Source organism: Streptomyces purpurascens (assembly GCF_045040895.1).
GTDB lineage: Bacteria > Actinomycetota > Actinomycetes > Streptomycetales > Streptomycetaceae > Streptomyces > Streptomyces purpurascens.
The window spans coordinates 6,231,587-6,245,051 of the sequence record NZ_CP108341.1 but is presented as its reverse complement, the minus strand read 5'-3'; the positions used below and the strand labels follow the sequence as shown (position 1 = coordinate 6,245,051).

The 13,465-nt window shown below is 70.7% G+C and carries 13 protein-coding genes; 3 read left to right on the top strand and 10 right to left on the bottom strand.

From position 1 onward, the window contains the following. The first annotated feature begins 217 nt into the window (after positions 1-217). On the top strand, positions 218-1,180 hold the full coding sequence (locus OHU35_RS28625) for a GlxA family transcriptional regulator (protein WP_189723142.1): 963 nt from the start codon (positions 218-220) through the stop codon (positions 1,178-1,180). A 13-nt stretch (positions 1,181-1,193) separates the two neighbouring features. On the opposite strand, the gene OHU35_RS28620 is transcribed toward OHU35_RS28625, so the two are convergent. The 10 genes from OHU35_RS28620 to OHU35_RS28575 form a co-directional block, all read right to left on the bottom strand. Next, entirely contained in the window at positions 1,194-2,561 is a 1,368-nt protein-coding gene (locus OHU35_RS28620; RefSeq protein WP_405507351.1) for a cytochrome P450, read from the bottom strand. After that, on the bottom strand, positions 2,561-3,643 hold the full coding sequence (gene cyc1 / locus OHU35_RS28615) for an epi-isozizaene synthase (protein ID WP_189723140.1): 1,083 nt from the start codon (positions 3,641-3,643) through the stop codon (positions 2,561-2,563). Before cyc1 ends, OHU35_RS28620 begins: the two co-directional genes overlap by 1 nt. 295 nt (positions 3,644-3,938) lie before the next feature. After that, positions 3,939-4,589, bottom strand: a complete 651-nt coding sequence (def, locus tag OHU35_RS28610) for a peptide deformylase (RefSeq protein ID WP_189723139.1) — start codon at positions 4,587-4,589, stop codon at positions 3,939-3,941. A gap of 132 nt (positions 4,590-4,721) precedes the next feature. Further along, the gene (locus OHU35_RS28605; RefSeq protein WP_189723303.1) at positions 4,722-5,702 is read right to left on the bottom strand and encodes a hypothetical protein; all 981 of its coding nucleotides are present in this window, start codon (positions 5,700-5,702) and stop codon (positions 4,722-4,724) included. A gap of 117 nt (positions 5,703-5,819) precedes the next feature. Continuing rightward, positions 5,820-7,067, bottom strand: a complete 1,248-nt coding sequence (locus OHU35_RS28600; RefSeq protein ID WP_189723138.1) for an HD domain-containing protein — start codon at positions 7,065-7,067, stop codon at positions 5,820-5,822. Next, positions 7,064-8,395 carry an HD-GYP domain-containing protein gene (locus OHU35_RS28595; protein ID WP_405507348.1) on the bottom strand — a complete coding sequence of 444 codons (1,332 nt, stop codon included), beginning with the start codon at positions 8,393-8,395 and terminating at the stop codon, positions 7,064-7,066. The genes OHU35_RS28600 and OHU35_RS28595 overlap by 4 nt, the downstream gene beginning before the upstream one ends. Before the next feature lie 152 nt (positions 8,396-8,547). Next, the gene (gene rsrA, locus OHU35_RS28590; RefSeq protein ID WP_031103063.1) at positions 8,548-8,859 is read right to left on the bottom strand and encodes a mycothiol system anti-sigma-R factor; all 312 of its coding nucleotides are present in this window, start codon (positions 8,857-8,859) and stop codon (positions 8,548-8,550) included. Then, positions 8,856-9,542 carry an RNA polymerase sigma factor SigR gene (gene sigR / locus OHU35_RS28585; RefSeq protein WP_189723136.1) on the bottom strand — a complete coding sequence of 229 codons (687 nt, stop codon included), beginning with the start codon at positions 9,540-9,542 and terminating at the stop codon, positions 8,856-8,858. Before sigR ends, rsrA begins: the two co-directional genes overlap by 4 nt. Before the next feature lie 256 nt (positions 9,543-9,798). Further along, a complete protein-coding gene (locus tag OHU35_RS28580; RefSeq protein ID WP_189723135.1) occupies positions 9,799-10,437 on the bottom strand; it encodes an alpha/beta family hydrolase in 639 nt (212 codons plus the stop codon). Between the two features lies 1 nt (position 10,438). Continuing rightward, positions 10,439-11,254, bottom strand: a complete 816-nt coding sequence (locus tag OHU35_RS28575) for an SOS response-associated peptidase (RefSeq protein WP_189723134.1) — start codon at positions 11,252-11,254, stop codon at positions 10,439-10,441. Positions 11,255-11,304: 50 nt separating this feature from the next. Here OHU35_RS28575 and OHU35_RS28570 point away from each other — a divergent pair, with 50 nt between their 5' ends. Both OHU35_RS28570 and aroA read left to right on the top strand, forming a co-directional pair. Beyond that, positions 11,305-12,027, top strand: coding sequence for a M50 family metallopeptidase (locus OHU35_RS28570; RefSeq protein WP_189723133.1), 723 nt, complete (start codon positions 11,305-11,307; stop codon positions 12,025-12,027). 111 nt (positions 12,028-12,138) lie between these two features. Beyond that, on the top strand, positions 12,139-13,455 hold the full coding sequence (gene aroA, locus OHU35_RS28565) for a 3-phosphoshikimate 1-carboxyvinyltransferase (protein WP_189723132.1): 1,317 nt from the start codon (positions 12,139-12,141) through the stop codon (positions 13,453-13,455). Positions 13,456-13,465 lie beyond the last annotated feature (10 nt).

The window sequence follows — 13,465 nt, the reverse complement described above, 5'->3', positions numbered from 1 at the left end:
CCCTGATCTGACGGTCGACGCGCTTGTCGCGCACGATGCCGATCACTGACGGGAGGACCAGGAGGACCAGCGTCCCGAGTACGAAGATCATTGCGATGAGGGTCTGTGCCTGGTTCGTTTCCATGGACACCACTGTCGCGCCGATGACTCCTTACCGTCAGTGGCAGTACTGCCGTAGACCCTCGAATTACTGCCACAGGCGAGGCACACTGGAGACATGCTCCAGAACGTGGCCGTCGTCCTGCTCGACGGCGTGAACCCTTTCGAACTCGGTGTGGTGTGCGAGGTCTTCGGCACCGACCGCAGCGACGACGGCCTGCCGGTCTACGATTTCGCGGTCGCCTCGGCCGAGGGCCCGGCGCTGCGCATGAACTCGGGCGTCTCACTACAGGTCGAGCACGGCCTGGAGCGGCTGGAGACGGCCGATCTGATCGCGGTGCCGGCCGGGCACAGCTACGCCTCCCGTGAGTTCCCGCCGGAGCTGCTGGACGCCCTGCGGCGCGGGGTCGACCGCGGCGCCCGGGTGCTCAGCGTCTGCTCCGGCGCCTTCGTGCTGGCCGCGGCCGGACTGCTGGACGACCGCCGCTGCGCCGTGCACTGGAAGCACGCGCGGGACCTCGCCCGGCAGTACCCCCGGGCGGTCGTGGAGCCGGACGTGCTCTACGTCGACGAGGACCCGGTGATCACCTCCGCCGGCACGGCCGCCGGGATCGACGCCTGCCTTCACCTGGTGCGCAAGGAGCAGGGCACCGAGGTCGCCAACAAGATCGCCCGGCGGATGGTGGTGCCGCCGCACCGTGACGGCGGCCAGGCCCAGTACATCGAGCGCCCGCTGCCGCACACCCAGGGGGACACGATCGGCGACGTGCTGTCGTGGATGGAACGCCACCTCGACGAGGAGGTCACCGTCGAGCAGCTGGCCGCCCACGCCCACATGTCCCCGCGCACTTTCGCCCGCCGCTTCCAGCAGGAGACCGGGACGACTCCCTACCGCTGGGTCCTGCGCCAGCGGCTGCTGGAGGCCCAGCGGTTGCTGGAGGCGACGGACGAGACGATGGACGCGATCGCCGGCCGAACGGGGTTCGGCAACGCGGCCACGCTGCGCCATCACTTCGTCCGGGCGGTGGGCACCACACCGAACGCCTACCGGCGCACGTTCAGGGGCCCCGAAGCGGCCTGACGATCACCGTCCGTCACCTCCGCACCGGCCGCAGCAGCAGGTTGTGCGGCCGGAGCGTGATGCCGACGCGCGTGCCGTCGTTCGAACCGGCCACCTGCTCGAAGCGGTACCTGGTGGCCAGCGCCGCCGTGATCAGCGTCAGCTGGGCCATCGAGAAGTGGTCGCTCGGGCACTTGCGGTTGCCCACGCTGAACGGGCTCATGGCGTGCTTCGGGATGTCCTTGACCCGGTCCGGCAGCCAGCGATCGGGGTCGAACTCCAGGTTCCGCTCGTACGACTTCGCGTCGCGCTGGATCGCGTACGGGCTGTAGACGATGTCCGCCCCGGCCGGAATCCGGTATCCGCCGAGTTCCGTGTCCCGCACCGCCCGGCGCGTCAGAATCCAGACGGCTGGGCGCAAACGCAGGGCCTCGACGACGACATTGTTGGTGTGCCCGAGTCCCCGGACGTCCTCGAATGCCACCGGCCTCCCACCGGTGACGGCTTCTACTTCGTCACGCACCCGGTCCGCCTGTTCAGGGTGTTCCGCGAGCATATGCAACAGCCACATGATCGTGGAGGCGACGGTTTCACTGCCGGGGGTGAGGATCGCGACGACCTGATCGTGGATCTCCTGTTCCCCGATGGGGTCGCCATTCTCGTCCTTCGCCTCCAGCAATGCCGTCAGCAAATCGTCCGGCTTTTGACCGGATGCCCGGCGCTCGGCGACGATCTCGTCGACCAGGAGATGCAAATCGGCCAATGCCCGGTTGAATTCGCGGTTGGCCGGGAGCGGCAGCTTGTAGAGCGGCCCGAGCGGGACCACCATCCGCCGGTACATCCCGCGGAAGACGGTGGCGAGCGCGACGCACAGCCGCTCCGCCCTCTCGTCCATGTAATCGCCGCGCAGCAGACAGCGGGCCGCGATGCGCACGGCCACCCGGAAGGACTCGGAGGTGCAGTCGACGGTCTCGCCGGGCTTCCAGCGCTCGGTCAGCGCGTGCGCCTCCTCCTCCATGATCGGCCCGTAGGCGGGGATCGCGTCGAGCCGGAAGGCGGGCTGGATGGTGCGCCGCTGGCGCCGGTGCCGCGGCCCGTTCGCCGTGGCCACTCCCTCCTTGCCGAGCAGACCCTCCAGGGATTCCCAGAGCGGCCCGGCGATGATGAAGTCGTTGCTCAGCGCCAGCGCGCCGGTGAGGTCCGGGGTGGTGACGGCGTACACGGTCTTCGGCCCGAGCTTCAGGCGGACCACGTCGCCGTGGTCGCGCAGCCGGGACATGAACGCCAGCGGGTCGCGCACGAGCTTCCAGCCGTGGCCGAGGCCGGGGACACCGCCGCCCGCCCGGGGCGGCTCACGCAGATCCGGAGCCAGGGCTTCGGGCTGCACAGACTCGACGGTCATTACTCACCTGCCGCTTCGTTGTTGACGTACGGGGGCGTGGACCGGTCGTCCCAGCTGTCGACCATGTACCGGCCGGACTCGTGGTGGAACCAGTAGACGGAACTGAACCAGTTGCGCATATTGCTCAGACAGGCCCGCACGGCGGCGCTCAGTTCCTTTCCCCGCACGGTGCCGTCGGCGAGGTCGTCGGCGAACCGCAGTGCTTCCTCTTCGACGTCGAGGAATTCAGTTATGCAATTCTCGACACGGCGCCTGAGGTCAACGACCGCCTGTTCCAGAGTCAGCCCCTCATGGGTGATGAGACTGATTCCCAGATTGTGCACCTCGTCGCCCGCTATTTCCTTGGGAAGGGAGCAAAGGTCGTTGTACCAGGCGGCGAATTCCTGACTCAGCAGCGCCGCCCGCCGGTAGGCCGGATGTTTCCTGACGGGGTCGGGTATTTCGCATCCCGCGGCCGGCTCCAGTAGATCCGTCCATATCCAGTGAGCGAAGGTGAGCCGGCGCAACCGGAGATATTCGTCGACCGTGGGCACGATTCCGTGGGTGCGGTTGTGGAACTCCCGGTCGTATGCGTCGACCACCGCGTGGAAGTGCCGGGCGAAGCGGAGGTTCCACGTCCTCGGCAGGAACGCGTACAGCCGCAGCACGCTGTCCGCGAACCCGGCGACCAGTGGGTCCGCGTGGTGCAGGTGCGCCCCGGGGAAGTCGAGGGCCGTGTGCAGCCGGTCCCGCAGCCGCCGCCAGGCGGCCGGACGGCCGTGCACGATGTCGCGGTCGTGCCGGTCGTCCCAGACGAAGAACCAGGCGCTGTAGTCCGCGATCGCCTGGAGGACCTCGTCGGAGGCGCCGATGTAGTACCCGGCCATGAGGTCGGTGTAGCAAAGGCCGTCGGCATATTCCTCCACCTTGTCCGCGGGCATGAGCCGCTTTTCGAGCAGCCAGGCCCGGGTCTTCTCCTGGCACTTCGGCCAATACGGGTGGAGCTGCCGGGGAAACGCCGCCTCGATCACCGGGAGAGAGAGCGACGGTGGAACTGCGATGGTGGTCGGTGTCGATGTGGTGCCGTGTGACAAAGCATGCACGAACTAACCCCTCTCAGCCGCCGGTTGGCGCGGGCGCCCCTCCCTTCGTGCCGGGCGTGCGCCGTTGCATACCCCGCTCATCCCATTCAGCACTACAACTGACCGCTCTGGGAACGTATTTGCTTCATTCACTCCCCCACAGTGCCGGGATCCTCCCGGTGTGTGACTGGTGATGGATCGCCAGGAGAGCAGAAGCGATCGAACGTGCGACGGACAGGCGAACGACACAGATGAACGGCGCCTGTTCAGGACGGGAATCCCGAACAGACGCCGTTCGCCTGGTGCTCGTGAGGTCTCAGTCGTTCGCGACCACGGGGTAGCGAGGCTCGTTCTCGGCCATCTGCCGCAGCGCGTCCTTGCGCTCGCGCTTGGAGAGCCGGTCGATGTACAGGTAGCCGTACAGGTGGTCGGTCTCATGCTGCAAACACCGAGCGAAGTATCCGGTGCCGCGCACCTTGATCGGGTTGCCCTTCTCGTCCTGCCCGGTCACCTCGGCGTAGTCGGGCCGGGCGAGCGGGGCGTACGCGGTGGGCACGGACAGGCAGCCCTCGTTGCTGTCGTCCAGCCGGCGCTTCTCCGCGGGCAGTTCGACGAGCCTGGGGTTGCAGACCACGCCGGTGTGCCGGGCGCCCTCGTCGTCGGGGCAGTCGTAGATGAAGACCTTCAGGTCGACACCGATCTGGTTGGCGGCCAGGCCCACGCCCTCGGCGGTGCGCTGGCTGGCGAACATGTCCGCGACGAGCTGCTGGAACTCCTCGCCGAAGTCGGTGACGTCCTTGCACTCCTTGTGCAGCACCGGGTTCCCGACCACCGTGATCGGCCGCGAGGTCCCCCGCTCCCGCCAGGCCGCCTCGCGCTCCTCGCAGTCCTCCGTGTCGATCACGTACCCCTCGTCATCGACGGGGAGCACGCCCGCGTGCTGCTGATCGGTGTCCTGCTGAGCCATGACGTTACGTACGCCTTCCTGAACCAAACCGGGCTGAGATGCTGATACAGGTTACGCGGGTGCCGGACGCGGTTTCCGGGGGCGCGGGGAACTGCGCGAACCACCACGACGAGCCCGCACCCGCACGACGGCCTAACAGACCTCTTCCAGATCCCGCCAGCCACGGGAATCAGGACTGTCGGCCACCCACCCGTCCAGCAACCCCCTCACCAGCGAAGCCGGCGCGGCCAACCCGCACTCCCGCTCCGGCACCCACAACTGCCCGTCCGTCCGATGCCCCAGCGGCCCGGGATGCCCCGGCTCACTGTGATCATGCGGATCGAGGTGTTCCCCGTCACCTTCATCCGACGGCATCCGGGACTCGGAACACATCCGGCACAGCAACCGCACCGAGGAAGACCAGTCCTCCGCTGCGAACCCGGCGTCACCCGCAAGCTGCTCCAGCGCATCCCGGTCCGCCTCGGTCGCCGCCTCCAGCAGCACCACCCAGGTCGGCACCGGCGACGGCGCCCACAGCTCGATCTCGTCGAACACCGGGTACGTGTGCCCGGCGGCCGTGGTCCGCTCCCCGTGCGGCACCCCGTCGTGCAGCACGACCTCGCCCCAGCGCCGCCCCGACGACGGCAGCGGAATGGACAGCACCTCGATCCGCGCGGGATCCAGCCGCCGCCCCCACACGACCTCGGCCTCCCCCTCGGGGGACAGCCGTACGGCCGCGCTGCCGAGGTCCATGCCGACGGGCTCGCCCGCGGCGGTGGCGGAACCCGGCATCCGCAGCCCGTAGGCCTGCCAGGCACGCCGGGCCAGCGGCCAGTCCTGGAGGGCGGTCGCGGCGATGCCGACGTTCCACCAGTCGGGCGCACCGGTGTCCCGGTCGAGCAGGGCCACGGCCCTGAGGCCCGCCGCCCGCGCCTGCTCCCAGTCGTGCCGGAACTTGTGCAGCAGGGCGAGGTTGAACCACGACTCGGACAACCAGGGCTCCAGGTCGGCGGCACGTGTCAACAGTGCGCCCGCGTCCTCGTACCGGCCGTCGCCGATCAGTGTGAACGCCCGGTCTGTGGCCTGCCGCCAGGAGGCGGAGGGCCGGTGCCGTCCCTTGCCGAAGATCCTCACGATTCCCGCCTGCCAGTTCCGTTCGGTGGGCTGGCCGTAGCTGTGTTTCGAGCCCCCGGACACCTTCTCCTTCGCATCCAACCACGTACGGCCTCCGAGGCGCTCATTACCCATGGGTTACCCAGCCACGGGCAGAGTCAGACTGCTCCTCGCCAGTACCCGGGCCAGTGATTCCACCACCTCCGGCGCGTACTTCCCGGCGGTGGCGAGCCGGAGTTCCTCCAGCGCCGTCAGCTGCCCGCCGGGCCCGCCTTCCCTGGACTTCTCCTCGTACGCGTTCACGGCCCGGACGATTCGCGCGGCGAGCGGCTGCTCGGCGTACGGGTCGGCCTGCCGCTCCACGACCACGGCGACCGCCTCGTCCACCCCCGTATGCCGTACGACGGCCCCGCCGAGCAGCGCGATCCGCCGCTGTTCCGCGGCGGGCAGGTCGGCGGTGGCGCCCGCCGGCACCGGGTCGACGAGGCTCAGCTGGCCGATGTCGTGCATCAGCGCGGCGTACTCCAGCACGGCCAGTTCGGGCTCGGTCAGGCCCAGGTCCCGCCCCACCGCCTGGCCGAGCGCGGCGACGCGCCGGGCGTGCCCGCAGGGGGTGTAGCCGGCGACCTCGGTGGCCCGCGCGAGGGAGGCGATGGTCTGCCGGTAGGTGGCCCGGACGGCGGCGTACCGCCGGAACGACATCTGGGCGAGCAGCAGCGGCACGGAGAAGACGGGCAGCGCCCACAGCCCGACGACGGCGACCGCGAGCGCCATCACGGCCCCGGTCGCGATGACGGCGGACCCGATGCCGCACACGGCCCGCAGCTCGTCCCGCAGCACCGGGCCGAACGGCCAGCCGGTGCGGGAGTGGGCCAGGGCGGCGGCGAGCACCGCGTCACACAGCGCGGTCAGGGACAGCAGCGCGAGCAGCAGCAGCGCGTAGGCGGGTCCGCCGCAGTCGTCGAACATCCCCCGGTTGTACGGGGGCTGGAAGCACACGGCGACGAATCCGACGGTGAGCATCCGGCGCGCCAGGTGGTCGAGCGTGGGCCCCTGTCCGCGCGCGACGTGCGGCACGCTGCCGAGCAGTGAGGCGGCCAGTACGACGGCGACGACCTGGGCGACGCCGTGGTGCGTGGCCTGCCCGCCGGCCTCCCCGAGCAGCGCGTACGACAGGGCCGCCGCGGCTCCGAGCGGTGCCGGTTCCCGGACCCGCGCCCCGTTGCGCCGGGTGAGCTCGCCGACGGTGACGAGGACCCCGAAGGCGAGGGCGACGCGGCGTTCCTCGAGTCCGTTGTAGAGGGTGACGGCGAGGGAGCCGGTGGCGAGGAGGGCGGCGCAGGTGTGGACCAGGGTGCGCAGGGGCGGTGTCCGGTACGCGCTCATCGGTGTGCCCCCGGCCGGCTGGAGACGGGTGCGCCGGGCGGGGGGATCCGGGGCGTGTGGGCGTCGTCGGCGGTCACCGCGGGGTGCCAGCCCGCCCGCCGTACGGCTTCCACCAGGGCCGCGACCATCACGGGGTCGAAGTGGCTGCCCGCGCACCGCTCCAGCTCCTCCAGGGCCACCGCGACGGGCCGGGCCCTGCTGTAGCTCCGGGTGGAGGTCATGGCGTCGAAGGCGTCGGCGACCGCCACGACCCGTGCGGACTCCGGGATCTGACGGCCCACCAGCCCGTACGGATACCCGCTGCCGTCCAGCCGCTCATGGTGGTGCAGTACGGCGGCCCGGGCCTCCCCGAGGAAGCCGATGCCGCGCACCATCTCGTGCCCGTACTCGGGGTGCAGCTCGATCACGCGCCGCTCCTCGGGGGTCAGCGGCCCGTTCTTCCTGAGCAGCCGGGTGGGCACGCCCAGCTTGCCGACGTCGTGCAGGATCCCGGCGAAGCGGAGCACCTCGACGCGCTCGTCGTCCATGTCCAGCTCGCGCGCGATCATCATGGAGGCCTGCCCGACGCGCTCGCTGTGCCCGCGCGTGTACCCGTCCTTGATGTCGACGGCCTGGACCAGCGCCCGGATGGTCGCCTGGTGGGCAGCCCGTTCCCGGTGGTACTGCGCGAACGCCCACCACGAGACGCACATCGGCAACAGCACGAGCAGCGCGGCCATGGGCCCGTAGGGGCTGCGCCACAGGACGGCCATCATCAGCCCGGCGAGCCCGTGCACGGCGATCGGCGCGAGCGAACGCGCCACCAGTCCCCGCCAGGCGCGCCGCACAGGCACGCGCTCGGCGGCGGCGAGGATCCCGCCGTCCAGCAGCGCGAGCACCAGGCAGAACGCCAGCACGGCGGCGCCGGCCGGCCCGAGCGCGTAGGGGACGTCGCCCGCGACGACGGCGTCCCTCCCGCCGAGCATCCAGTGCACCCGGGCCGCGGCCCACACACCGAGGACGAGCTGGGCGGCCCGCCAGATCCTCCGCAGCGCCACGGGCCGCTGCCCGACGGGCGAGAGCAGCGCACCGGGCACGGCCACGAGGGCGGCGGCGGGCGCCGGCAGCAGAAAGGCGCCGGCGAGCAACACGGGGTAGAAGGTCCCGGCCGGGTGCGAGATACCGACGAACCGGGACCGTGCCACGCGCTCGCACCCGGCGTACAGCGCGGCGAGCAGCGCGACCGCCCACCAGGGCGTACGGACGCCCGGCAACGGGAGCAGACAGCACAGGGCGGCGACGGCGACACAGGCGACATACACACGAACCCGCGCCGATACCGCTTCCATGAGCCCCTCCCCGGCCATGTCCGTCAGGCCCGGAGCCTAGGACGGCGGTGGGGGGCTCCATGGGCCGATAGCCCACGGATTAGCACGTTCGAGTGACGCGTTCGGGGATGACTACCCCTGGAGAGGTGGGGTAGTTGAAAAACGCAGGAGTGTCAGGATTCCTGCGGCGTGGCAGGCGAGGCCGTGACGTCCTGATCGGGGACCGCCTGGCCGGAACGGATCAGGTCGATCCGCCCCATGACCTTGGCCCGCAGGTCGCCCGGTACGTCGTCATGCCCGCAGCAGCGCTTGACCAGCTTCTTCACGGCCTGCTCGAGCCCGTACTTCTCGAGGCAGGGCGAGCATTCCTCGAAGTGGTGCTCGAACTTCACGCAGTCCGAGTCCGGCATCTCACGGTCGAGGAACTCGTAGAGATGATCGAGGATTTCGCTGCAATCCGTCTCGTGCGGCTCTCCGCAGCTCATGACCCCGAGCCTTTCGCTTCGTTCGACTCTCCGGCGCCGGCCGGGACCATCCCGCGGTCACGGGCGTAGTCCTCCAGCATGCCGCGCAGCTGACGGCGGCCCCGGTGCAGCCGGGACATCACCGTACCGATGGGTGTCCCCATGATGTCGGCGATCTCCTTGTAGGCAAACCCCTCGACGTCCGCGAGATACACGGCGATACGGAACTCCTCGGGGATCGCCTGGAGCGCTTCCTTCACGTCCGAGTCGGGCAGGTGGTCGAGTGCCTGCGACTCCGCGGAGCGCAAGCCCGTCGACATGTGCGACTCGGCACGGGCGAGCTGCCAGTCCTCGATCTCCTCGGCCGCGGAGCGCTGAGGTTCGCGCTGCTTCTTGCGGTACGAGTTGATGAAGGTGTTGGTGAGGATCCGGTACAGCCACGCCTTGAGGTTGGTGCCCTCGCGGAACTGGTGGAAGGACGCGTACGCCTTGGCGTACGTCTCCTGCACCAGGTCCTCGGCGTCGGCCGGGTTGCGCGTCATGCGCAGCGCGGCCGAGTACATCTGGTCGAGGAACTCGAGCGCGTCCCGCTCGAAGCGCGCACTGCGCTCCGCGGCCGTCTCCGCGCCCGTGCCGCCCTGGCCCTCGGGCTGCTCCGCCTGGCCGTGTTCGGTCCCTGCGTCGGTCCCTGTGACCGGACCCACCTCCTCGAGTGTTCTCGTGAGACCGAGACCGGTCTCACCCGAATCGGAGGATAGACGACGATCCGGTCCGCCCGCCGCCCGAACAGGGGCGGTCCTGGCCGCGTGCAGCACCGTCCACTCCAGGTCGGCGCGGCTGCTGCGGCTCGGGCAGATGGTCGAACCCATGCGGCGGACTTCCTCTCCTACGGCGTCTGTGCTGGTCTCCAGCACGTACGTCCCGCACAACAGTGCTCGCCGCCCCCGCATTCCCGGAGCTTTACCCGAGTGACCCGGTCCACTCCACGACCGCGTCCGTGATGAGCGCCACGGCCTCGTCCTGCGAGATCTCCGCGCGCTTGGGGACGGCGAAGCCGTGATCGCCGTACGGCACCTCGACGAGTTCGTACGAGCCCGCGGGGAACTCCTCCGGCTTCCCGAAGGGGTCGTTCCCGCCCTGGACGACCAGGGCGGGCACCCCGGAACCGAGCAGTTCGTCGGCCCGGGACTTCTCCGGCTTGCCGGGCGGGTGGAGGGGGAAGCTGAGGGCGAGTACCGCGTGGGCGCCCAGTTCGGTGGCGGTACGGCAGGCGACCCGGGCTCCGGCGCTGCGGCCGCCGGACACGACCGGCAGTCCGGGCCCGGCCAGCGCGGGCCAGATGCCGCGCCAGCCGACGTCCAGCGTCTTGGGCGCGGGGGCCAGCTTCTTCCCGGCCACCCGCCAGGGCTGCTCCACACGGGCCACGGTCACGCCGTGGGCGGGGAGGGCGGCGGCCAGGGCCTTCAGGTCGCGGGCCTCGATGCCGCCGCCGGCACCGTGGCTGACGGCGAGCACCAGCCGCGCCTTCTTCGCCTGGTGCCAGGTGATGCGTGCGGGGCCCGCGTCGGTCTCGATGATCTCGGTCGTGTCGGAACTCACGTCAGAAGAGTGTGCCCTCTTCGGGCCCTTCCAGCTCCTTCAGCAGCTCCGGCCCGTTGTTGCGGACGTTGCTGACGGCCGTGGTGACGGCGTAGGCGCGCATCAGCCCGGCGGGCGGCGGGGCGAGCAGTTCGCGCAGGTCGTCGGCGTCCGTGCGGGACGGGTCGAGCCACGCGTCCCAGCGGTCGGGCGTCAGCATCAGCGGCATCCGGGGGTGGATCTCGGCCAGGGCATGCGGACCGTCCGCCGGGGACACGGCCAGCGGGCTCGTCTCGGCCTCGGTGGTGATGACGGAGCACGTCACCCACCAGGACTGGGGGTGGTCGTCGGGCAGCGTCCGGTCCCGCCAGAACTCGTACAGCCCGGCCATGGCGAAGACCGACCCGTCCGCCGGTGTCACGAAGTACGGCTGCTTGCGGGGCCGCTTCTTCTTCCCCTCGACCTCCAGCTCGCGCTCCTGCGTGCCGGTGACCCACTCGTAGTAGCCGTCGGCGGGCAGGACGCAGCGCCGGGAGGTGAAGGCGCGACGGAAGGACGGCTTCTCGTGGACGGTCTCCGCGCGGGCGTTGATCATCCGGGCGCCGCCCTCGGGCGTCTTCGACCAGGACGGGACGAGCCCCCACTTCAGCTTGCGCAGCTGCCGAACCGGCCGCGGGTCGTCCACGTCTTTCAGAGGGCGGTCGAGGACGGCGTAGACCTCTTTGGTGGGCGCCACGTTGTAATCCGGCTCGAGGGTCTCCTCGGGCTCCCACTTCTCGATCTCAAAGATTCCTGCGAGATCCTCTGGCCTGCGACTCGCTGAATACCGTCCGCACATACGTGCCACACTGCCAGATTCCATCCGACCACAGGGAGCCAACGCCTTACATGGACAGCACCGCTACCGCCTCGCTCGCCTCCCTCTGGGACGAGGTCTCCGGCACGCAGCCCGACCCCGACCTGTGGGTGGTGATCGCGACTCTGGCCGCCGCGCTCGCCGTGGTGATCCCGCACGGCCTGTGGCGCGTCTCCCGCAACGCCATCACCATCGCCCACGAGGGCGGCCACGGGCTCGTGGCCCTGCTCACCGGCCGCACCCTCACCGGCATACGGCTGCACTCGGACACCAGCGGCCTGACCGTCAGCCGCGGCAAGCCGCACGGCATCGGCATGATCCTCACGGCCGCCGCCGGCTACACCGCCCCGCCTCTGCTGGGCCTGGGCGGCGCGGCCCTGCTGGGCGCCGGCCGCATCACGCTCCTGCTGTGGCTGGCCACGGCCCTGCTCCTGGCCATGCTCGTGATGATCCGCAACGCGTACGGCGCCCTGACCATGATCGTCACCGGCGGCCTGTTCGTCCTGGTGTCCTGGCTGGCCGGCCCTCAGGTGCAGGCGGCGTTCGCGTACGTGGTGGTGTGGTTCCTGTTGCTGGGCGGGGTGCGCCCGGCGTTCGAACTTCAGGCGAAGCGGGCCCGGGGCGGGGCGGGCGACTCGGACGCGGACCAGTTGTCACGGCTGACGCATGTGCCGGCGGGGTTGTGGTTCTTCCTGTTCCACGCGGTGTCGCTGTGCTCGCTGATCGGGGGAGGGCGCTGGCTGCTGGGCCTGTGACCAGCCCACCTCAGGGGCGTGGGGCTGTGCCGATCTGCGGCTCCGCCGCGGGGCGCTACCAGCCACGACGCAGCCGCACTCGAACCACTGCCTGCTTATAAAGTGGGGGCCATGGCCCCGAACACCGCAGAAACCGCCCTCTGGCCCGCCCCGCACGCGAGCGGAGCCGTCGACGCGACGGTCCACGTGCCCGGGTCCAAGTCGGTCACCAACCGCGCCCTCGTCCTCGCCTCCCTCGCCTCCGAGCCCGGCTGGCTGCGCCGTCCGCTGCGCTCCCGCGACACCCTGCTGATGGCCGGTGCCCTGCGCGCGATGGGCATCGAGATCGAGGAGGGCGTGGGCCCGGACGGCACCGGCGAGGCCTGGCGTGTGCTCCCCACGGGCCTGCGCGGACCGGCCACGGTCGACGTCGGCAACGCCGGCACGGTGATGCGGTTCCTGCCACCGGTCGCCACGCTCGCCGACGGTCCCATCCGGTTCGACGGCGACCCCCGCTCGTACGAGCGTCCCCTGAACGGAGTCATCGACGCGCTGCGTCAGCTCGGCGCCCGGATCGACGACGACGGCCGCGGCGCGCTGCCGATGACCGTGCAGGGCAGCGGTGCCCTGGAGGGCGGCCAGGTCGCGATCGACGCGTCCTCCTCGTCGCAGTTCGTGAGCGCGCTGCTGCTGTCCGGCCCGCGCTTCAACCAGGGCGTCGAGGTCCGCCACACCGGCACCACGCTGCCCTCCATGCCGCACATCCGCATGACCGTCGACATGCTGCGCGCGGTCGGCGCCCAGGTGGACACGCCCGAGTCGGGCGGCGAGCCGAACGTCTGGCGGGTCACGCCGGGTGCCCTGCTCGGCCGGGACCTGGTCATCGAGCCGGACCTCTCCAACGCCCAGCCGTTCCTTGCGGCCGCGCTGGTGACGGGCGGCAAGGTCGTCGTCCCGGCCTGGCCGGACCGCACCACCCAGCCCGGAGACCGGCTGCGCGAGATCTTCACCGAGATGGGCGGCTCCTGCGAACTGACCGAGTACGGCCTCGCGTTCACCGGCTCCGGCTCGGTCCACGGCATCGATGTCGACCTGAGCGAGGTCGGCGAGCTGACGCCGGGCATCGCGGCGGTCGCGGCCCTCGCCGACTCCCCCTCGACCCTGCGCGGCGTGGCCCATCTGCGGCTGCACGAGACGGACCGGCTGGCCGCGCTGACGAAGGAGATCAACGAGCTCGGCGGCGACGTGACGGAGACCGCCGACGGCCTGCACATCCGCCCGCGCCGGCTGCACGGCGGGATCTTCCACACCTACGACGACCACCGCATGGCCACAGCCGGCGCGATCATCGGCCTCGCGGTCGAGGGAGTACAGATCGAGAACGTGGCGACGACGGCCAAGACCCTGCCCGACTTCCCCGATCTGTGGACCGGGATGCTCGGGGCGTAGGACGCAGGGA

What these genes read in the sequence shown, in the direction of transcription:
- OHU35_RS28625 (WP_189723142.1), top strand. Translation starts at nt 218, where the DNA reads ATGCTCCAGAACGTGGCCGTCGTCCTGCTCGACGGCGTGAACCCTTTC.
- OHU35_RS28620 (WP_405507351.1), bottom strand. Translation starts at nt 2,561, where the DNA reads ATGACCGTCGAGTCTGTGCAGCCCGAAGCCCTGGCTCCGGATCTGCGT.
- def (WP_189723139.1), bottom strand. Translation starts at nt 4,589, where the DNA reads ATGGCTCAGCAGGACACCGATCAGCAGCACGCGGGCGTGCTCCCCGTC.
- OHU35_RS28600 (WP_189723138.1), bottom strand. Translation starts at nt 7,067, where the DNA reads ATGAGCGCGTACCGGACACCGCCCCTGCGCACCCTGGTCCACACCTGC.
- OHU35_RS28595 (WP_405507348.1), bottom strand. Translation starts at nt 8,395, where the DNA reads ATGGAAGCGGTATCGGCGCGGGTTCGTGTGTATGTCGCCTGTGTCGCC.
- rsrA (WP_031103063.1), bottom strand. Translation starts at nt 8,859, where the DNA reads ATGAGCTGCGGAGAGCCGCACGAGACGGATTGCAGCGAAATCCTCGAT.
- OHU35_RS28575 (WP_189723134.1), bottom strand. Translation starts at nt 11,254, where the DNA reads ATGTGCGGACGGTATTCAGCGAGTCGCAGGCCAGAGGATCTCGCAGGA.
- OHU35_RS28570 (WP_189723133.1), top strand. Translation starts at nt 11,305, where the DNA reads ATGGACAGCACCGCTACCGCCTCGCTCGCCTCCCTCTGGGACGAGGTC.
- aroA (WP_189723132.1), top strand. Translation starts at nt 12,139, where the DNA reads ATGGCCCCGAACACCGCAGAAACCGCCCTCTGGCCCGCCCCGCACGCG.